General features: G+C 54.7%; 16 protein-coding genes and 1 CRISPR repeat array (1 of these 17 only partly in view). Of the genes, 4 read left to right on the top strand and 12 right to left on the bottom strand.

Going from position 1 to position 18,646, the window contains the following annotated elements:
* A CRISPR array of direct repeats spans positions 1–839; the repeat unit is 30 nt; unit sequence CTTTCAATTCTCTTCGAGTCTTATTGCAAC (it extends 600 nt beyond the left edge of the window).
* Between the two features lie 575 nt (positions 840–1,414).
* Positions 1,415–3,643 carry a methionine--tRNA ligase gene (gene metG, locus TEU_RS09250; RefSeq protein ID WP_050003506.1) on the top strand — a complete coding sequence of 743 codons (2,229 nt, stop codon included), beginning with the start codon at positions 1,415–1,417 and terminating at the stop codon, positions 3,641–3,643.
* Positions 3,644–3,762: 119 nt separating this feature from the next.
* Positions 3,763–5,136 carry an ATP-binding protein gene (locus TEU_RS09245; RefSeq protein WP_050003505.1) on the top strand — a complete coding sequence of 458 codons (1,374 nt, stop codon included), beginning with the start codon at positions 3,763–3,765 and terminating at the stop codon, positions 5,134–5,136.
* A gap of 38 nt (positions 5,137–5,174) precedes the next feature.
* Here TEU_RS09245 and TEU_RS09240 read toward each other — a convergent pair whose 3' ends face one another.
* The 9 genes from TEU_RS09240 to TEU_RS09200 all read right to left on the bottom strand — a co-directional run bounded on the left by TEU_RS09240 (position 5,175) and on the right by TEU_RS09200 (position 12,870).
* Positions 5,175–6,164, bottom strand: coding sequence for a helix-turn-helix transcriptional regulator (locus TEU_RS09240; protein ID WP_050003504.1), 990 nt, complete (start codon positions 6,162–6,164; stop codon positions 5,175–5,177).
* Complete coding sequence (locus tag TEU_RS09235) at positions 6,161–7,084, bottom strand: hypothetical protein (RefSeq protein WP_050003503.1); 924 nt, start codon at positions 7,082–7,084, stop codon at positions 6,161–6,163. The genes TEU_RS09240 and TEU_RS09235 overlap by 4 nt, the downstream gene beginning before the upstream one ends.
* Before the next feature lie 130 nt (positions 7,085–7,214).
* A complete protein-coding gene (locus TEU_RS09230; protein ID WP_320407198.1) occupies positions 7,215–8,063 on the bottom strand; it encodes a helix-turn-helix transcriptional regulator in 849 nt (282 codons plus the stop codon).
* A gap of 23 nt (positions 8,064–8,086) precedes the next feature.
* Positions 8,087–9,319, bottom strand: a complete 1,233-nt coding sequence (locus tag TEU_RS09225) for a hypothetical protein (protein ID WP_320407197.1) — start codon at positions 9,317–9,319, stop codon at positions 8,087–8,089.
* Between the two features lie 55 nt (positions 9,320–9,374).
* Positions 9,375–9,656 carry a hypothetical protein gene (locus TEU_RS09220; RefSeq protein WP_227738703.1) on the bottom strand — a complete coding sequence of 94 codons (282 nt, stop codon included), beginning with the start codon at positions 9,654–9,656 and terminating at the stop codon, positions 9,375–9,377.
* A gap of 32 nt (positions 9,657–9,688) precedes the next feature.
* Positions 9,689–10,420, bottom strand: a complete 732-nt coding sequence (locus tag TEU_RS09215) for a sulfite exporter TauE/SafE family protein (RefSeq protein ID WP_050003500.1) — start codon at positions 10,418–10,420, stop codon at positions 9,689–9,691.
* A 31-nt stretch (positions 10,421–10,451) separates the two neighbouring features.
* Positions 10,452–11,216, bottom strand: coding sequence for a sulfite exporter TauE/SafE family protein (locus TEU_RS09210; RefSeq protein ID WP_050003499.1), 765 nt, complete (start codon positions 11,214–11,216; stop codon positions 10,452–10,454).
* A 183-nt stretch (positions 11,217–11,399) separates the two neighbouring features.
* Positions 11,400–11,858, bottom strand: a complete 459-nt coding sequence (locus TEU_RS09205; RefSeq protein ID WP_050003498.1) for a hypothetical protein — start codon at positions 11,856–11,858, stop codon at positions 11,400–11,402.
* A 10-nt stretch (positions 11,859–11,868) separates the two neighbouring features.
* Positions 11,869–12,870, bottom strand: a complete 1,002-nt coding sequence (locus TEU_RS09200) for a 2-hydroxyacid dehydrogenase (RefSeq protein ID WP_050003497.1) — start codon at positions 12,868–12,870, stop codon at positions 11,869–11,871.
* 117 nt (positions 12,871–12,987) lie between these two features.
* Here TEU_RS09200 and proS point away from each other — a divergent pair, with 117 nt between their 5' ends.
* On the top strand, positions 12,988–14,439 hold the full coding sequence (proS, locus tag TEU_RS09195; protein WP_050003496.1) for a proline--tRNA ligase: 1,452 nt from the start codon (positions 12,988–12,990) through the stop codon (positions 14,437–14,439).
* Positions 14,440–14,494: 55 nt separating this feature from the next.
* On the opposite strand, the gene TEU_RS09190 is transcribed toward proS, so the two are convergent.
* On the bottom strand, positions 14,495–14,908 hold the full coding sequence (locus TEU_RS09190) for a pyrolysin (RefSeq protein WP_144244852.1): 414 nt from the start codon (positions 14,906–14,908) through the stop codon (positions 14,495–14,497).
* 83 nt (positions 14,909–14,991) lie between these two features.
* Between TEU_RS09190 and TEU_RS09185 the strand changes: the two genes are divergently transcribed.
* Positions 14,992–16,626 carry a carbamoyltransferase family protein gene (locus TEU_RS09185; RefSeq protein WP_050003972.1) on the top strand — a complete coding sequence of 545 codons (1,635 nt, stop codon included), beginning with the start codon at positions 14,992–14,994 and terminating at the stop codon, positions 16,624–16,626.
* Here TEU_RS09185 and TEU_RS09180 read toward each other — a convergent pair.
* Together TEU_RS09180 and coaBC are read right to left on the bottom strand one after the other, a co-directional pair.
* Positions 16,604–17,284, bottom strand: a complete 681-nt coding sequence (locus TEU_RS09180) for an aspartate/glutamate racemase family protein (RefSeq protein WP_050003494.1) — start codon at positions 17,282–17,284, stop codon at positions 16,604–16,606. The two genes, TEU_RS09185 and TEU_RS09180, sit on opposite strands and share 23 nt — an antisense overlap.
* Before the next feature lie 106 nt (positions 17,285–17,390).
* A complete protein-coding gene (gene coaBC, locus TEU_RS09175; RefSeq protein ID WP_050003493.1) occupies positions 17,391–18,602 on the bottom strand; it encodes a bifunctional phosphopantothenoylcysteine decarboxylase/phosphopantothenate--cysteine ligase CoaBC in 1,212 nt (403 codons plus the stop codon).
* Between the last annotated feature and the right edge of the window lie 44 nt (positions 18,603–18,646).

The following is an 18,646-nucleotide window of genomic DNA, read 5'->3' as shown; positions in this document are numbered from 1 at the left end:
GGCTTTCAATTCTCTTCGAGTCTTATTGCAACAGTTAGCTACGTGGAGCACCGTATTTCCAGCTCAGAACTTTCAATTCTCTTCGAGTCTTATTGCAACCACGTAAGCACATTGTGATGACGCAGGCGATACCGCTCTTTCAATTCTCTTCGAGTCTTATTGCAACCTACGTGGACTTCGCCCGCCACGACAGGCCCACCGTTCACTTTCAATTCTCTTCGAGTCTTATTGCAACCTCGTCGTGCTGGGCCGCGAGCATAAAGATGTCCACCTTTCAATTCTCTTCGAGTCTTATTGCAACTCCCAAGGGTGCAGGCCTACGACGCCACGAACAATTCTTTCAATTCTCTTCGAGTCTTATTGCAACTGGTAGATTTATCTATTACGTATATGATTGCACATGACTTTCAATTCTCTTCGAGTCTTATTGCAACGAGGAGCTTATACACGACCTGGACCTTAAACAAAAGTTCTTTCAATTCTCTTCGAGTCTTATTGCAACAGCCCTCGACAAAAAGCCCACGTCGTCGCCGAAGCCCCTTTCAATTCTCTTCGAGTCTTATTGCAACCTTAAACTCGTCAACAATTGACAACAAAAGCATAACCTCTTTCAATTCTCTTCGAGTCTTATTGCAACGAGGCGAGGCTCCTCGACCTGCCGTTCACCACGCTGACTTTCAATTCTCTTCGAGTCTTATTGCAACCTGGTACGTGTCTTCGAGAGCCTTCGCGAGGCTTCCACTTTCAATTCTCTTCGAGTCTTATTGCAACGCAATGCTCCTCAGCGTGTGGGGCGTGCTCCTGAAAAGCTTTCAATTCTCTTCGAGTCTTATTGCAACAGAGCGTGAAATTCGCCCTTTAGCCTAATGGAGAAAGAAGAACGTCCCAATATTTAAACCTTTCTGGAAATCCCCCTCATCATCGCGACCTCTGCTCGGCCTCACGGTAGCTCTTGGATTGGTGATAACCAGTTTTGAGGGCCCGTTGGAGAAACTACCCGCGACTTCCAAACACCTAAGGGCCCTTTAATTCTTACTTAGCCTCTTCTCTGCACATGTTTAAAGGAATGGTCAAGTTTCAATTGGGTTCTTCCCGAAAGTCGTTTTCTCCAGTGGTGTTTCCACTTTCCGAAAAAATTTCGTGACATTTAATCGGTGAATCTGGAACATTATGTCACATTTTCAAATTCATTGAATTCGATTTCCAACAGCCTCTTCCATCATTTCTCTCCGAATTTTCCATTCAGAAGGGGCCTTTCGAGTCTCGGCCTTTTCTCATCGTGATATCTTGGAAAGAGTGCTGGTTGATTTTATATCAAACCTTGCATATTTTGTCCTCAACTTAATAACCTACCGTAATGCTTAAAACCCGCAGGTCTTATAAGCGCAGGAAACAACGGCCATCGGTGGTTAAAATGGTTAGGTACATGGTAACCTCTGCACTCCCTTACGCGAACGGGCCGATTCACGCGGGCCACCTGGCCGGAGCGTACCTCCCGGCGGACATCTTCGTCAGGTACCTGAGGCTCAAGGGAGAGGAAGTGCTTTTCATCTGCGGCACCGACGAGCACGGGACGCCGATAACCTTCCGCGCGCTCAAGGAGGGCAGGAGCCCGAGGGAAATCGTTGACGAGTTTCACGAGCACATAAAGACAACCTTTGAGCGGGCAAAGATAAGCTTTGACTACTTCGGAAGGACTGAACTGCCAGTTCACTATAGAATAAGCCAGGAGTTCTTCCTCAAGGCGCTTGAAAACGGCCACCTCGTCAAGAAGGTCACCAAGCAGGCCTACTGCGAGCACGACAAGATGTTTTTACCAGATAGATACGTCATCGGAACCTGCCCCTACTGCGGTGCCGAGAACCAGCGCGGCGACCAGTGTGAGGTCTGCGGGAGGCCGTTAACGCCGGAAATCCTCATCAACCCGCGCTGTAACATCTGTGGCAACCCGATAACCTTCAAGGACTCGGCTCACTACTACATCAAAATGCAGGACTTCGAGGAGAGGCTCAAGAAGTGGATTGAGAGCAGGCCCTGGAAGCCCAACGTCAAGAACACCGTCCTCGGCTGGATTAACGAGGGACTCGAGGAGAGGGCCATCACGCGCGACCTCGACTGGGGGATCCCGGTTCCGCTCGACGACGAGGATGTCAAGGGCAAGGTGCTCTACGTCTGGTTTGAAGCACCAATAGGATACATCTCCATAACCATCGAGGCCCTCAAGCGCGCCGGAAGAGAGGACGAGTGGAAGAAGTTCTGGCTCAACATCGACGGCGAGACGAGGGTCATACACTTCATCGGAAAGGACAACATACCCTTCCACGCGATATTCTGGCCGGCCTTCCTGATGGCCTACGGCAAATACAAGGACGGGGAAGTCGAGGCTGAGTGGAACCTGCCCTACGACATCCCGGCCAATGAGTACCTAAATCTTGAGGGCAAGAAGTTCTCAACGAGCAGGAACTGGGCCATATGGGTTCACGAGTTCCTTGACGCGTTCCCGGCAGACTACCTCCGCTACTACCTCACCGCGATAATGCCTGAAACTCGCGACAGCGACTTCAACTTCGCCGACTTCAAGAGCAAGATAAACGAGGAGCTGGTGAACAACCTCGGAAACTTTGTGCACAGGGCTTTAACGTTCGTGAACCGCTACTTCGACGGAGTCGTGCCTGAGAGGGGTGAGCTGAACGACCTCGACAAACAGGCCTTCGAAGAGATTGAGAGGGCCTTCGAGGAGGTCGGCGAGCTCATAAGCCAGTACCGCTTCAAGGACGCCCTCAGGCGTGTCATGGAGCTGGCAATCTTCGGCAACCGCTACTTCGACTACCAGAAGCCGTGGAAGACCGCCAAGACCGACCGCGAGAGGACGGCAACAACCGTGAACGTCTCGCTCCAGATCGTCAAGGCCCTCGGAATCATCCTTGAGCCGTTCCTGCCCGACGCCAGCGAGAAGATATGGCACCTCCTCAATTTGGAGGAGCTCAAGCGCTGGGAGTTCACCGAGCTTCCGGCAGGTCACCGCGTTAGGAAGGCCACCCCGATGTTCAGGAAGGTCACCGACGAGGACATAATCTACTTCATCGTCAACTACATAGCCAGGGGCAACCCCGAGAGTGCCAGGGTGCTCCTTAACAAATACTACAAGAAGGACGACGTTGTGAGGGTGACCCTCGAAAAGTTTGGCGAAAAGCGCAGGGAAGAGGCCATGGCAATCCTTAAGAGCATCTACGGTGATGAAATCGGGGCCAAGTCCGAGAAGGCCGGAAATGCCTCCAAGAAGGAGAAGGTAAAGAAGGAAAAAGGTGGTGAAAGCATGGAGTACGTTAGCTTTGACGACTTCGCGAAGCTCGACCTCCGCGTTGGAAAGATAATCGAGGTCAAAGACCACCCGAACGCCGACAGGCTCTACGTGGTCAAGGTCGACCTCGGAGACGAGGTCAGGCAGCTCGTCGCCGGTCTGAAGAAGTACTACAAGCCGGAAGAACTCCTCAACCGCTACGTCGTCATCATAGCGAACCTCGAGCCCAAGAAGCTCAGGGGGGTAGAGAGCCAGGGAATGCTCCTTGCCGCCGACGACGGCGAGAACGTCGCCCTGCTCATGCCGGACAAGGAGATAAAGCTCGGCGCGAGGATAAGGTGAGGCCTTCGAAACCCTTTTCTTTTCTTCCGTAACCTTCAGAGGGCTGAAAATTTCCTTGAAAGGTTCATCAGGGCTTAGGCTCCGAAACTCTTAAAAAGTTATAGGCAGAGTATTATACCATGGCAATAACTTTCGTGGACAGAAAGCGGGAGCTTGAGTTCCTCGAGGAGCTGTGGGAGAAGGAGAACTCCTTCCTCCCGGTCTACGGGAGGAGAAGGGTAGGGAAGACGAGGCTCATCAAGGAGTTCATGCGGAACAAGCCCTCCGTTTATTACCTTGCTCGGAACAGCACCTACTCCGACAACCTGAGGGAGTTTTCGAGGGCGGTGCTTGAGGCATTTCCCTTAGCTTTTCTGAGCGAAACGTCGTTTTCGAGCTTTTCGGACGTTTTCAGATACCTGACAGAGAAGGGAAAGGTCGTGGTCGTTATAGACGAGTTCCCCTACCTCATCCAGTCCGACAAAAGGGTTCTGAGCGAGTTCCAGTACATAGTGGACGAGATAGTCAGGACATCAAACCTCCACCTGATACTCGTTGGCTCATCCGTCGGCATGATGGAGGAGCACGTACTGAGCCAGAAGAGCCCGCTCTACGGCCGGAGGGACGGGCAGATAAAGCTCTCCCCGCTCGGGTTCTTTGACTCATGGAAGCTCCTCGGGGTTGACGTTGAAGAGGCGGTTCAAATATACGGGGTAACCGGCGGAATTCCGGCGTACCTTGAGCTTTTCGAGAGGTTCGAGGACGTGAAGAGGCTGGCCTTTGACAAGAGGGGCTTTCTCTATGCCGAGGGCGACTTCCTTCTCTCAAGCGAGCTGAGGGAGCCGAGGGTCTACAGGCTCATCCTCAAGGCAGTAGCTGAAGGGAAGAGGAGGTTCAACGAGATAAGCACCTATACAGGAATCCCGCGTTCAAACCTTTTTAAGTACGTTGAGGTTCTTGAGAGGCTCGGATTTCTTAAACGGGAAATCCCGATAACAGCGAAGCCGAAGACTAAAAACACCCTTTACAGGATTGACGACAACTACTTGGCTTTCTACTTCCGCTTCGTCGAGCGTTACAGGAACGAGATAGAGCTTGAGGACCTCAGCTTCTGGGACGATTTCTTGAGGGATTACAACCACTACCTCGGAGGAGTCTTTGAGGACGTTGCAAAGGAATTCATCCTCAGGCTTAACAGAGCCGGCAAGCTGCCGTTTCGCTTAGCCAAGATCAGCAGGTGGTGGCGGAAGGGTGAAGAGGTAGACCTAGTTGCACTGGACGAACGGAGTAGGAAAGCCCTCTTCGTCGAGGTCAAGTGGAAAGACCTGAGCGAGAGGGAAGCCATGGGAATTCTGAAGGACTTGGAGAGAAAGGCCGAGCTTGTGGGGTTGAAGGGATGGGAGGCAAACCACGGGATAGTGGCACGGAGAGTTGAGAACAAAGAACGCCTTAGGGAGAGAGGCCACTTCACCTGGGACTTGGAAGATTTCAAGAGGTTTGCCCGCAAAGAGTGAGGTATAGTGGAAAAGCAAAGCCCAAACAAACCCATTCTTTAAAACTTGAGCTCCACCCAGTTTTCCTTTCCCCTTTTGTAGACCTTGACGAGGCCGTTCTCTTCGAGGCGCTTGAACATCCTCCACGCCGTGGTCTTCGGAATCCCAAGGGCCTTTCTGACGTCCGCCTGTTTGGCCCTCCCGCCCTGGTCGTAAACGTAGAGGAGCGCGTTGATTTCCCCCTCAGTGAGTCCCAGCGACTCAAGCTTCTCCCTGAACTCGTCCCTTGAGACCGGCAGGTCTCCGGTGCCCGTTTTCTTTTTGCTCCAGTATGCGAGTGCACTGACCCCAACGATGGCAATGAGGCCAATCAGCGGGAGCAGGCTCTTTATACCTGCCGTTGAGGACGTGTCGGGGCTTTCGGGCGTCGTGCTTTCAGGGGTTGTTGAGGTCGGCTGGGGCGTTGAGGTAGTTGAAGAGGTCGAGCTGGAGGTCGTGTTTGTGGGGGTGGACTGCGTGTCCGATGTCGTGGTTGTCGTGGTCGGCGTCGGTTCCGGCGTGGACGTGGGGGCAGGGAGAATGTAGGAGACGTACTGGTTTCCGGGGGGCATAGTTATGGTGTTTGCGGTTATCGTGAAGGGAAGGTCGCTCAGGTCGACCACGACCGCCCCAGTGGGGAGCTTTACCGTTACGGGATAGGGAAAGCTGTAGCTCAGGTTCCAGAGCTCCCCCTCCTTTGATGTGAGAGAGGCCGTGAAGTACGTGATTCTAATCTTTGTCGTGGAGTTGAGGGCGTAGACCGTTAGAGAGCTCCCGTTCACCTCAAAGAGCAGGGGGTCTCCACTCTCGTCCAGAACGGAAAGCCCCGTGATGTTCCCACCCAGAACAGGGACTTCAACCGCCACCGAATACTCCGAGGGGAGGACGACCTGCGTCACCTTAACGTAACCGCTCTCATAGACCTCGACCAAAACTATCTCAACGGTGGCCTGTCCAGCAACAAGGGGCAGGAATACCATCAGGAGCACCGCTGCCGCGAGCTTTCTCAACTACCTTCCCCCCGCGTTCTTCCCTTTCCTGGAGTTTGATTGGAGACGTTCTGTGGAGGGGCGCCGTTGGGGCCTCTGTCGCTGTTTCCTGGTTGAGGTGACTGTCCCTGGCCGCGCCGGGCCGCTCCACCAATCCCGCCTTTCTGCTTCAGTTCCCTCATAATTCTCGGGACTTCCTTGAGGATCCTCAGGATTTCCCCGGTGTCGCCGCTCTTGATGGCCTCTTCAAGCTCCACTTTTAGGGTGAGGAGCTCCGTTGTATTGGCGCCTCTCTCGATGAGTATATCAATTCTGCGGAGCTGGGCATCTCCCAGCAGCTTTGCCTTCCTCTCGACAGCGCCTTTGACCGCGAGGTTTATCGCCTTCTCAAGCTTTTCCCTCGATGTTACGAGGAAGGCAATCTTGTGAACGATGTCCTGGGTGTCGTTCTTTTCAAGAGACGTTTTCACGGCGTTGTAAGCGAAGAGGGTCTGGTTGTACCATGCTTCGAGATTTTTCAGGTCTTCCCCACTCAGCTCGCCGGACTCGATGAGCTTTCTGGCGTACTCAAGGACGTTGGCAGTAACTTCAACCTCGCTCTCGGCAACCGATACCCAGTTGGTCCCCCCGCTTTCTGAGTCGCTTCTCTCCCCCCCACAGGCCTTTAGTGCAGAGCGGTAGAGGCGCATTGCTTGGAGGGCCTCGTTAATGCTCTCGTTGTACTGACCGGCCCAATAGAGCTCCTTTGCCCTTTCCAGCAGGGCATCAGCCTCGTCGGAAATGCATCCAATCTGGTGGGTGTAGTTCGCCAGCCTCTCCAGGGCCATGAGAAGTCCGTTTGCACGCTCTGAGGCCGAGGCGGTCTCGGAACTAACCCCGCCGGTCTGGGGAATGGTGGAGATGAGCATCACCAGGATAAGCAGGAGTGGGGCTCTCCTCACCGTTATCACCGTGTTAAGTTGCCCCCGCACCTAATTAGGGAAGCGGTGGAACGGAGGGCTTAAAACGTTTCCTCAAGTTCCTCTTGATTTCAGACGGATAAAGTTGGGGAGAAAAGATATAACGTTTTCTCTACCGCCTCAGCTCCACCCAGTTCTCCTTCCTGCCCCTGATGATTTTGATAAACCCCTTCTCCTCAAGGCGCCTGAACATTCTCCAGGCCGTTGTCTTCGGAAGCCCAAGGGCGTCTCTTATCTCCGCCTGGCTGGCCCTCCCGCCGTGCTCCAGGAGGTATCTAATCGCCTGCTTCTCTTCGTCTCTGAGCTCATCACTCTCCAAGAGGGCTTCAACGTCTATTTTCCTTCCCCTGATTTTGAACCAGTAACCTGCCACTGCCCCACCGGCCAAAACGGCCACGGTTGCCAGTAGGGCCTTAACGGGAATGCCACTACCGCTGGTGTCTTCGTCTGTAGTGCCTTCATAGGAACGAGACTCCCCAAGGACGTAGGAGATGCTCTGGTTTCCGGGGGGCATTGTTATTGAAGTCCCGTTTATCTCTAGGGGCACATCGCTTAAATCGACGACAACGGTGCCTTCAGGGAGGACGACCTCAAAGGGAACCCCGGAAGAAACGTTGACCGTCCAGACTATCCCCTCCTTGGAGGTGATGTCGGGGGTGTAATAGGACACCGTAACGATCTCAGCGTCCCCGGGATAGATGAAAAGAGTTCCGTTTTCGAGCCTGAAGTCAAGGGGGTTTCCGTTCTCGTCTTCAACAATAACGTTCTCGTAATGCCCACCGATGAGGGGGAGCTCAATCTGGGAGGAGTAATCCTCAGGCAGTATTTCGTATTCGGTCTTAACATAACCGTCGGGGTAGACGGCCAGAACGAGCGACGAGATGGTATAGGCACTAACCTGGGGCAGGAGAAGCAACGCGATCATTATGATGGGCAGGGCCCTGGATTTCATCTTGGCCATCCCTCCCAACGAAAAAGGAAAGGTCAGGAGTGGGCGGAGATAAACTCTTCGACCCTGCGGAGCATGTCCAATGCCTTCGCAAAGTGGGGCTTGGCCCCAAGCGGTTTCTCCGTCTTGAGGAGGTGGAGGCCGGTTCTGAGCTCCTGGACGGCCGCCCTCAGCTGGGCCTCGGCCCTCTGGGTGTTTATGCCCCTGCCCTTAAGCTCGCGGAGCGCTTTCCAGTCCTTCTGAACCCTGTCGCTCATTTCCCTGATGAAGGCACGGACGTCCTTCAGCTTTTCTTCGAGCTCCCCCTCGCGGGCCTTCCTGAGAACGAACTCGACGGCCCTGTGGAACTGGGCTATCGTCTCCCTGTTGTCCGGTATGGCCTTCAAGGCCTCTTCCCATTTGCCTTCCTCTGCCAAGCTTTTGGCTTCGTTGTAGACGTCCAAGAACGCGTTGAGGCTTTCCTGAAGTCTTGTCACGTTGTAGCCGTTCTCAATCCCCTTCTCGATGGCGTTCTGGGCTATCTCAATTTCCTCCCCGCCCTTGGCCAGGAAGTCCTTGACGATTTTATCAGCGTTTGCATAGGCGAGCTCCTCGCGGACCTTCTTCAGCTCCCCATCGAGGAGGGCCTTCTTTTCCCGGGCGGTTTCGTAGTCCTCTTTTGCCTTCTCGTAGTCCCTGGCCTTGAGGTCGTCCAGCACTGCTTTGTACGCATCTCTAGTCTCGTTGTAGAGCTCCTTGAGGTTGCCCACGTCTATTCCCTGGTTCTCCGCCAGCCTTATTGTCTTCTCGACGAACCTGAAGTACTCCGCCATGCGCTCGATTTCCAGCCTTATGTGCGCCCACTCGTCTTGACCCCTGCCCTTTGCTTCCTTGAGGCCCGAAAGAGCAACTTTGTAGTGGTGCATGGCCGTTAGGCTATCGCGGATGGAGTTGTAGCAGTCGCTGGCCTCGTACTCACTAACTGCTCTCTCTTTATACTCCTCTGCAAGCTTGTAGTGGGTCAGTATCGTTGAGTTCTCAGGAAGTTTATCCTTTATGGGCTCTATCTTGTTCTCCGCGAGCTTGCTGAGCTTCTGGAGTTGCTCAATCAGCTGGCCCGCTATCACCATCTCTCTGGTGCTGTTGTCGAGGGCCAGGTCTCCGTAGGGCTCTGGAGCGGTGCCGTTTGCCCCCGCGTCGCTGCCCTCCGCAAGGCTGAGGGGCAGTGCGCTACTAACCAGCAGTATCACAAGGGCCATTGCCAGGCCCCTTGTTCCCACCATCGCCATCACCGATGAACACTGGGGCGTTGTTATATTTGAGGACTCCGGTGAAACGAACGTTTCAGAGCGTTCCTTTTTCCTCAAGCTCCTTTGCAAGCAGAGATACAGTCAATATGCCCTCCAATATGCTTTCAAAGTTCGGACTCTCGCCGAACTGGGCAAAAAGCGTCCCATAGTTTGGGTGCCACGCATCGACCTGCTTTCTTCCTTTGGCAGTTATGATGTAGACGACCCAACCCCTCTCCTCAAGCCACTCAACGAGCCTCCAGGCGTCGGCCATGTCCTTGACTTCAAAACCAAACTTCTCACGAACTTTCTCAATTAGCTCCCTCACCGCTTTCACCGACCAAACTTTGCACGGCGGTTAATAAACCTTCACAGGAGCATCTTGAGAGCGACCAGAATTAGAACACCTGCGAAGGCCCTCCGCAGGGTCTCAGGGTGGACGCTGTGGGCCGTCAGAGCGCCGAGCCTCCCGCCGATTATGAGGCCCGGGGCGAGCAGAACCGCCGTGTGGACGTCCACCTGTCCGAGCTGGTAGTGCTCAATTGCCCCCGCCAGGGCGGTGAAAAACAGGGCAAAGCTCGATGTCCCGACGGCGTATCTCATTGGCATGCCCACGAACGTATGGAAGAGCGGAACGTTGAGAACCCCCCCGCTTATCCCCAGAAGTCCGCTCACGAGGCCGGAGAGGATTCCAACAATTGGAACGCGGGAGTTGTGGATTTCGCCACCGTTCTCCTCAATGCCCCCCTCTCTTCTGGCCATTTTGTAGGCCAAATACAGCAGGAGAAGCGCAAAAATCAGCTTGAGCTTCTCCCCCGCAATTAGTGACGACAAGTACGCGCCGAGAACTGCAAAGGGTACCGAAAAGATTTCTTTGAGAAGGACGACGCGGTAGAGGACGGCGCCTCTTCTAATATGGGTTATTGAAGCGGAAAGCGAGCTGAGGACGATGCAGGCCAGGCTCGTCCCTATGGCCAGGTGTATGGGCTCACCTAAGAGGACGAGAGTCGGCACTATCAGGAATCCTCCGCCGACGCCGAGGAGGCCGGCTATGAACCCGATGCCGAGGCCGATGATGAGGTCGAGGAGGTACTGGAGCATAAAAAAGGGTGGAAAGGGCCGTTTAAAAGCTTCACGGGACCCCAAATCCGAGCCCCTTTAGGACCATTCTCAGCGCGAGCAGGGCCATAACGACCGCAAAGGCCTTCTTGAGGTCGCTGGCCTTCGTTCTCTTCGCGATCCTCGCGCCGAGCTGGGCGCCGACGATGAGACCCGGCACGAGGAGGACGAGCCACTGAACTTCAACGTTGCCCATCATGTAGTGCTTGAGCGCTCCAGCCGTTGCCGTAAAGACTATCGCGAAGCTTGAGGTGGCAACTGCGTGGTGTATCGGCAGGCCGAGGTATGTCAGGAAGGGCACGTTGATTATTCCACCCCCGACGCCGAGGAGGCCGCTCGCTATCCCTGCGAAGAAACCACCGACGGGTACCAGCTTGTAGTTAATCTCAACGTCCTCAAGCCTTACCTCGGTTGGCTCCGCGGTCTTCTTGCGGTATATCCTTATTGCAACGACGACCAGCGCGAGACCGAAGATGACCTTCAGCTGGGAAGAGCTTATGAAACCCGTCATCCACGCGCCGATGTAGGCACCGACTACTGCGGTTGAGGCCAGCAGGAGACCGGCCTTGTAGTGTATCCTTCCCTGCCTTGCGTACGCTACTGCAGAGCTGAGCGATGTGAAGACCACCGCCGCGCTCGACGTTCCGACTGCGTGGTGTATCTCAACGCCGAGCAGGTTGAGCGTTGGCACTACGAGGAACCCACCCCCGAGGCCAAACATGGCCGCGAGGATGCCGATGAAGATTCCAACCGCGAAGTAGCCAAGATATTTCAGCATGGAATCACCTTCAGAGCCCTTTGCTCCGCATGTTGGGACAAAGCCCCAACACGTCGGGAAGCTTCGCTTCCCACGAAGCGCTAGCGGAAAGTTTAAACACTAATCTAATAATCTAATATTGTTTTTTCGCAACCCTGTTTCCATTCCCTATCATTTCTGCATTGGTTCCGGGTATTTACAAGGTTACCACTCGAAGGCTATCGCCTCCACGAGCTTTATCAAAGCCTCGAAGTCTTTCTCGGTGAAGTTCCCCGGAAGGCCGATTCCGTCACCGCTTCCGCGCTGGTATTCAATGTCGTTGCGCTCCGCTATTTTGACAGCCTTCTCAGGGACGTCCCCAATCACGGGGCCCGCCCCGGGCTTTCCGTCAAAAAGACCGAGTCTAAGAACGGTTCCCTTGAAGTCCGGGGTAAATCCGAAGGCGAAGAGGTTCCTGCCCGGGACGTCGTGGTCCGTTAAATCCGCTATCGCCTTTACAGCAACTTCTACCAGCGGCCACTCCTCAGGTTTCTCAATGATGAAGGCAAGTCTGTCCGAAAAGTCCCCTTCGTCGTCGCCGAACTCAAAGATTAACCCCTTCTCGGTTTCAGTAATTTCGCCGTACGGTTCGAGAAGGGCCTTAAGCTTTTCCTTCCATTCCATCTCCACCACCTCAGAGCATCTTTACCTCCTTAGGTGAGCGGACTTTGAGAACCTCGCGGTTCACCAGAGCCTCCGGAACCTCGCCGCGGAGGACGGCGAGCAGGTTCCTAACCGCCTGGAAGCCCATGTCCTCCATCGCCTCCTTCGAGAGGCCCGCGTAGTGGGGGGTTAAAACAGTCTCCCACTCGTACTTGAAGAGCTCGTGCTCCTGAACAGGCTCGTTTTCGAAGACATCGGTCGCGTAGCCCTTCAGCCTTCTTTCCTCGATGGCCTTTGTGAGGGCTTTCTCGTCCACCAGCGTTCCGCGCCCGATGTTCACCAGGTACTTCCCCTCAAGGAGCTTCAGCCTCTCCTCGTTGATGATGTGGTACGTCTCCTTGGTCGCAGGGAGGGCTAAAATAACGATGTCGCTCTCCTTCAGAACCTCGTCGAGCGGGAGGTACTTCGCACCCACTTCATTCCCAATGTCTGGCTTCCGCGAGCGCGACCAGTAGAGTATCTCCGTGCCCATAGCCTTCATTCTCCGCGCTATGGCCTTTCCTATCGCGCCCATTCCGAGGATTCCGACTTTCTTGCCGTAGACCGTCTCAATCCCCTTGAAACCGCTCCAGACGGTGTTGTGTGACTCCCACTTTCCTGCCCTTAGGAACCTGTCCGCGTAGGGAATCTTTCTGAGGAGGTCTATGGTCAGGCCAACGGCGAACTCGGCAACGGCCTCGCTGAGGACTCCAGAGACCTTGGTAACGTAGATTCCTTTCTTGGTTGCGGTCTCAATATCAACGTGGTCGTAGCCTGCTGAATGACAGCTTATGACCTTGAGCCTCTCGGCCCTCTCAAGGACTTCCTTCGGGAGGGGATTTGTCGGGGAAATAATCACCCCATCGTATTTGCCGATGACCTCTTTAAGCTCCTCAACGCTTGGGTACAGAATCACATCAACGTCCGCCCATTTCTTGAGTTCCTCAAGGGGTTTGCTCTTCATCTTAAAGAGAACGGCCACCTTCGGCCTCATGCTATCACCTTAAGACCCATATCGAAACGAACCTAATAAGGTTTCTCCTGATGAAGTGGCAAATCTCACCTGAGAAAGCTTAAAAACTCCTTCCAGTTCTCCCTTTAGGTGGTGCAGATGGGGAAGGTAAAGCGTGAGAGGTGGAGCAACGAGTTCAGCGAGTGGTACAACGAGCTCCTTGAGACCGCCGGAATTATTGACAAGCGCTACCCCGTCAAGGGAATGAACGTCTGGCTTCCGTACGGGCTGAAAATCATGCGCAACATCGAGGCCTTCATAAGGGCCGAGATGAACAGAACCGGCCATGAGGAGGTTCTGTTTCCAGCGCTCATCCCTGAAACCGAGTTCCAGAAGGAGGCCGAACACATAAAGGGCTTTGAGGACGAGGTCTACTGGGTAACTCATGCGGGCCTCGACCCGCTCGACGTGAGGCTCATCCTCCGCCCGACGAGCGAAACCGCGATGTACTCGATGTTCTCCCTCTGGATTCGCTCCCACGCGGATTTGCCCTTCAAGGTCTACCAGATAGTCAACGTCTACCGCTACGAGACCAAGCACACGAGGCCCCTCATCCGCGTTAGGGAAATCAGCAGGTTCTTCGAGGCGCATACAGCTCACGTTGACTTCGAGGACGCCGAGAGGCAGATAAAGGAGGACCTCGAGATATTCGACCGCCTCGCGAAGTTCCTTGCTTTGCCCTACATCATCTCAAAGAGGCCCGATTGGGACAAGTTCCCCGGAGCTTTCTACTCACTGGGAGCGGAAATAATGATGCCCGACGGGAGGACGCTCCAGATTGGCACGATGCACAACTACAAGCAGAACTTCGCCAAAGCCTACAACATCCAGTACGAGACCGAGACGGGCGACCACGAATTTGTGCACCAGACGACCTTCGGAATGAGCGAAAGGCTTCTCGCGGCAGTTATAGCGGTTCACGGCGACGACAGCGGAATGGTTCTCCCGCCGACGATAGCTCCGATTCAGGTCGTTATCGTACCCATTCCGAAGAAAGATGCGAGCGTTGACGTCTTCGCCTACGCGAGGGAGATAGCGGAGGAGCTGAGGAAGGCTGGCTTCCGTGTCCACGTTGACGAGCGCGACATAAGGCCGGGCAGGAAGTACTACGACTGGGAGCTGAAGGGCGTTCCCCTGAGAATAGAGGTCGGCCCGAGGGACGTCGAGGGCAGAAAGGCAGTCCTTGCCAGGCGTGACACCTTTGAAAAGATTCCCGTCGAGCGCGACGCTATAGTCGAGGAGGTGAAGAAGACCCTCGACGCGATTCACGAGAACCTTTACAACCGCGCCAAGGGGTTCCTTGAGAGCCACATCAAGCGCGTTGACACGATTGAGGAAGCCAAGGCAGTCTTCGAGGACAGGCGCGGTATAGTCGAGATTCCCTGGTGCGGTGACGAGGAGTGCGGGCTTAAAATGGAGGAGGAACTCGACGCCAAGATGCTCGGAACGCCCTACCCTGAGGAGAAAGCCAGGGAAGGCATCGAAGGCAAGAAGTGCCCGGTCTGCGGTAGGGAGGCCAAGTTCATAGCACGCTTTGCCAGGACTTACTGAGCAAACTTCTTCCTTTTCTTTCCGCTTTGCACTATGAAAAGAGAAAAGATAGAGCTCAGGCGCTCTGAGCTTCGGTGAGGGCGTTTTCAAGCAGGGAGACGGCGTCCCGGAGGGTTATGACGGCCTGCCTCATGTGAACGATGAACGGGAGCCAGGCCATGGTCTTGGACTGGAGGGGGTTACCGTAGGACATGGCGGTCTCGTATTCGGCGCTGGCGTTCTCGTAGAGCTCCATGGCCTTCTGAATAACGGCATCGTCAACGCCCGCGCTGACGCTCTTCTCGTGGAGTTCCTGGAGCTTTGACTCGCTTCCGATATAGAGGTAGTACCAGAGCTTGGCCTGCCATATCACACTGTTCATGCTGTTCTTTTGTTCTTGGACGTCCTCCGCGGCCACCGCCCCGGAGAGCGGGACCAGCATCACCATCAGGACGGCAAAGAATGCTGCGACCTTTTTCATAGTCTTCACCTCCGCTAAATGTGTCCATTGGGTTGTTTTTAAACTCTTCCCTTCGCCCCAACGTTTAAAAAATGAACGTCAAACACGCCACCATGATACTCGGAGTCCACGACGGCCACGACGCGGGAGCGGTGCTGATAGACGGCGAAAGGATTTTCGCGGTCAACGAGGAGCGCCTCAACAGGGTTAAGAAGTACAGGGGCTTCCCCGAGCTCAGCATCAAGGCGGTTCTCAACATGGCCGGTGCCAGCCCCGAGGACGTTGATGTGATAGCTGTCGCGGGGATTTTCAGGAAGCAGTCACGGCTTCTGGAGCTTGAGGCGGGGCTGAAGGGGATCTTTGGGCCGGAATTCAAGAGGAAGGTGCTTTTCGTGGAGCACCACCTCGCCCACTCCGCTGGCGCCTACTATACCTCCGGCTGGCGCGAGGCCCTGGCCCTGAGCATAGACGCAGCAGGGGACGGCCTGAGTTCGTCAATCTACGTTGCAAGGGACGGGGAGATGATACGGATAGCCCAGAGCACCTACATTGACTCCCTCGGCGACTTTTACGCCTCTGTGACAGAGCTTTTGGGCTTCAGGCCGATGCGCCACGAGGGCAAGGTCATGAGCTTAGCGGCATATGGAAGACCCACCTACGACCTGAGCGCGATAATAGAGCTCAACGGGCTGAGCTTTGAAAACCACCTGAAGGTCATCGGCGTTGAAGCGACAAGAAAACTGGCGGATTTCTTTGGCTATCCATTCTCCCAGGCAAAGGAGATTGCGAACCAGATGAAGCGCGGAAAGCTTGACGGCGAGCTCCAGAGGAAGGCCATCGAGATAGCCGCGAGCTCCCAGGCGCACCTTGAGAAGCTCATCGAGGAGCTGGGCATGAAGCTCAAATCGAAAGGTTTTCCCCTGACCTACGCCGGCGGTGTTGCCCAGAACGTCAAGGCCAACGCCGTACTGAGGAACATCGTTGGGGACGACAACCTCTGGGTCTTTCCGGCTATGGACGACGGGGGGCTGGCCTTCGGTGCGGCGGCATTTGTGAAAGCCCAGCTTGAGAGGCTCGACGGCGGATGGAAGCCATTCAAGCTTGAGCACGTCTATATAGGTCCCTCCTACGATGAGGCCTATGTCGAGGACTTCCTGAGAAAAGAAGGCCTTGAATTCGAGGAGGTAGATGAGAAGTTCGTCGCTGACGCCCTTGCCGAAGGGAAGCTCGTAGGCTTCTTCCAGGAGGCGATGGAGTTCGGGCCGAGGGCTTTAGGCAACCGCTCAATCCTCGCAGACCCCTCTGACGAGGGCGTCAAGGAGAGGCTCAATTTAGCGCTCAAGAGGGACGTCTTCCAGCCCTTTGCACCGTCAATGCTCTGGGAGAGGGCTGAGGAGTACCTCGAAGACCTCGGGGGGAAGCCGAACGAGTTCATGACGATGAGCTACACTGCCAGCGATGTCTTCAGGGAGCTTGCTCCTGCGGTTGTGCACGTTGACGGCACGACGAGGCCACAGGCGGTAAGGAAGGAGATAAACCCAAGCTACTACGAAGTCATCAAGGCCTTCGAGAGAAAGACTGGCCTTGGAGCAATCCTGAACACGAGCTTCAACATGCACGGCGAGCCGATAGTATGCTCGCCGGAGGACGCGCTGAAGACGTTCAGAAACGCCGGGTTGGACGTCCTTGTGGTCGAAGGGTTTGCAGTGTGGAAAAAGAATGAAATCACTCGGCCGCGAGCTCGATGAGCTCCCTCATGTGGATTTCAGCCGTGTCAAAGACCTCGACCGGCACGTCGCCCTGCTTTATGGCCAGCGGGAGCTCGGTGCAGCCGAGGATGACCCCCTCAACGCCCTTTTCTTGTGCGTACCTCTTAACAAGATTGATTAGATATGATTTGCTCTTGAGGTTCTCAAAGGCCAGCTCCTCGAAGATTATCCTGTCTATTTCGTCAATCTCTTCTTCGTTGGGGGTTATTACCTCAAAGCCCGCCTCGCGGAGGGCGTTCTTGTAGAAGTCCGCCGTCATCGTCGTCTTCGTCCCGAGGAGGAGAACCTTCTTGACGCCCCTCCTTTTCATCTCCTCTATGAGGGCGTCGATTATGCTCACCATTGGCACATTGACGGCTTTCTGAACCTCCGGGAAGACGATGTGGGGGGTGTTAGCGGTCAAGGCTATTATCTCAGCTCCAGCCTTCTCAAGGGCCTTCGCGGCCTTGATCAGTATCTCTTTCCGCCCCTCCCAGCCACGCGGGTTGTTTTTGAACTCATCAAAGTTTATCGAGTAGATTATCAGCTCCGGAAACGTAAACGGCCCGAACTTTTCTCTGCTCAGCCTGATGTAGTTCCGGTAGTAGTAACAGGTTGATTCCGGCGTCGTTCCACCTATGAGGCCTATCTTTTTCATGGCGAACCACCGGGAAAAGTAGACGCAATGCAATTATGAACCTTTTGGTTTGAAACAAAAGGTTGGGAATAACGTTGAGCAAAGAGAGATTGCAAAAACAGAAATGCTAAAGAAGCTTCTCGATTTCTTCCCAGAGCCTCTCGGCGAGCTCGCGCTTGTTCATCTTGGGCAGTTTCTTCGTAAAGTCCCTACCCACGAGTACGACCTCGTTCTCGTCGCTTCCGAAGGCCTTTAGCGTGTTGGCCACCACCAGGTCGCTTCCCGCCCTCTCCATCTGCTTCCTCGCGGCCCCTATGAGCTCGTCCTCGCTGAGGCCCGTCTCCGCCTTGAACCCAACGAGGAAGACATCTGGCTGGAGTTCCTTGACGCGGTCTATTATCTTCGGCGTGGGTTCGAGCTCAAGGGTTAGTTCTTTTCCGCTCTTGATTTTCTTGTCCGCCTTGTTCTTGACACGGAAGTCGCTCACCGCCGCGGCTAGGACAACGATGTCGTACTTCTTGCTCTTCAACTCGTCCTCTATAGCATGGAGCATCTCCTCGACGGTCTCAACCTCAATCTGGTTCTCCACGAAGCTGGGAACGCTTCCCTTCGTCTTGATGAGCGTTACCTCGGCCCCCCTGAAGTCTGCCTCTTCGGCGATGGCAACGCCCATCTTCCCGCTGCTCGAGTTGGTTATGTAGCGGATCGGGTCTATGTACTCCCTCGTTGCACCCGCAGTCACGAGGACGCGCTTACCCTCCAAGGTCTTGGGGTGGAGCTTCCGGATAACGCGGTAGACTATCTCGTCTATTGAAGCGACCTTCGCCTTGCCCTCCTCAAATCTTGGCCCTATGAACTCTACACCAAGTTTCTTAAGCTTCTCAATGTTCTCAACGACTATCGGGTGCTGGTACATTGTGGAGTGCATTGCTGGGGCAATCATAATGGGTGTGTGGGCGAAAGCCGTCGTTACAACGGTCGTAACCGGCGTGTCATCTATGCCGTTGGCAATCTTCCCTATCGTGTTGGCCGTTGCTGGACAGACGAGTACCAGGTCTGCCTTGTTCTCGTGTTCTCCAGCCAGTTCAACGTGCTCGATGAAGCCCGTGATTTCCGTCACTACCGGGTTCCCCGTAGCGAACTCCATCGCGTAGGGATGGATTATCTTCTGGGCGTTCTCGCTCATGACCGCGTGAACCTCGGCGCCGTGCCTTATCAGCTCCCTAGCGAGCTTGACGCACTCCACTGCCGCTATGCTTCCTGGAATAGCGAGGACTATTTTCTTACCGACGAGCTTCCTGCTCTTCGTTGCGTGGATAAGTTTGACGTGGTGAAGCATCACGACCACCAGAAAAGGTTGGGAGGGGAAGTTAAGAAACTTCT

Source organism: Thermococcus eurythermalis (assembly GCF_000769655.1).
Taxonomy (GTDB): Archaea; Methanobacteriota_B; Thermococci; order Thermococcales; family Thermococcaceae; genus Thermococcus; species Thermococcus eurythermalis.
The sequence above is the reverse complement of the archived record's forward strand: the minus strand, read 5'-3'. Positions and strand labels throughout refer to the sequence as shown.

Coding starts and splice junctions, on each gene's coding strand:
- TEU_RS09185 (WP_050003972.1), top strand. CDS start 14,992: ATGATACTCGGAGTCCACGACGGCCACGACGCGGGAGCGGTGCTGATA.
- coaBC (WP_050003493.1), bottom strand. CDS start 18,602: ATGCTTCACCACGTCAAACTTATCCACGCAACGAAGAGCAGGAAGCTC.
- TEU_RS09180 (WP_050003494.1), bottom strand. CDS start 17,284: ATGAAAAAGATAGGCCTCATAGGTGGAACGACGCCGGAATCAACCTGT.
- TEU_RS09200 (WP_050003497.1), bottom strand. CDS start 12,870: ATGAGGCCGAAGGTGGCCGTTCTCTTTAAGATGAAGAGCAAACCCCTT.
- TEU_RS09245 (WP_050003505.1), top strand. CDS start 3,763: ATGGCAATAACTTTCGTGGACAGAAAGCGGGAGCTTGAGTTCCTCGAG.
- TEU_RS09225 (WP_320407197.1), bottom strand. CDS start 9,319: ATGGCGATGGTGGGAACAAGGGGCCTGGCAATGGCCCTTGTGATACTG.
- TEU_RS09230 (WP_320407198.1), bottom strand. CDS start 8,063: ATGGCCAAGATGAAATCCAGGGCCCTGCCCATCATAATGATCGCGTTG.
- metG (WP_050003506.1), top strand. CDS start 1,415: ATGGTTAGGTACATGGTAACCTCTGCACTCCCTTACGCGAACGGGCCG.
- proS (WP_050003496.1), top strand. CDS start 12,988: ATGGGGAAGGTAAAGCGTGAGAGGTGGAGCAACGAGTTCAGCGAGTGG.
- TEU_RS09215 (WP_050003500.1), bottom strand. CDS start 10,420: ATGCTCCAGTACCTCCTCGACCTCATCATCGGCCTCGGCATCGGGTTC.
- TEU_RS09210 (WP_050003499.1), bottom strand. CDS start 11,216: ATGCTGAAATATCTTGGCTACTTCGCGGTTGGAATCTTCATCGGCATC.
- TEU_RS09205 (WP_050003498.1), bottom strand. CDS start 11,858: ATGGAATGGAAGGAAAAGCTTAAGGCCCTTCTCGAACCGTACGGCGAA.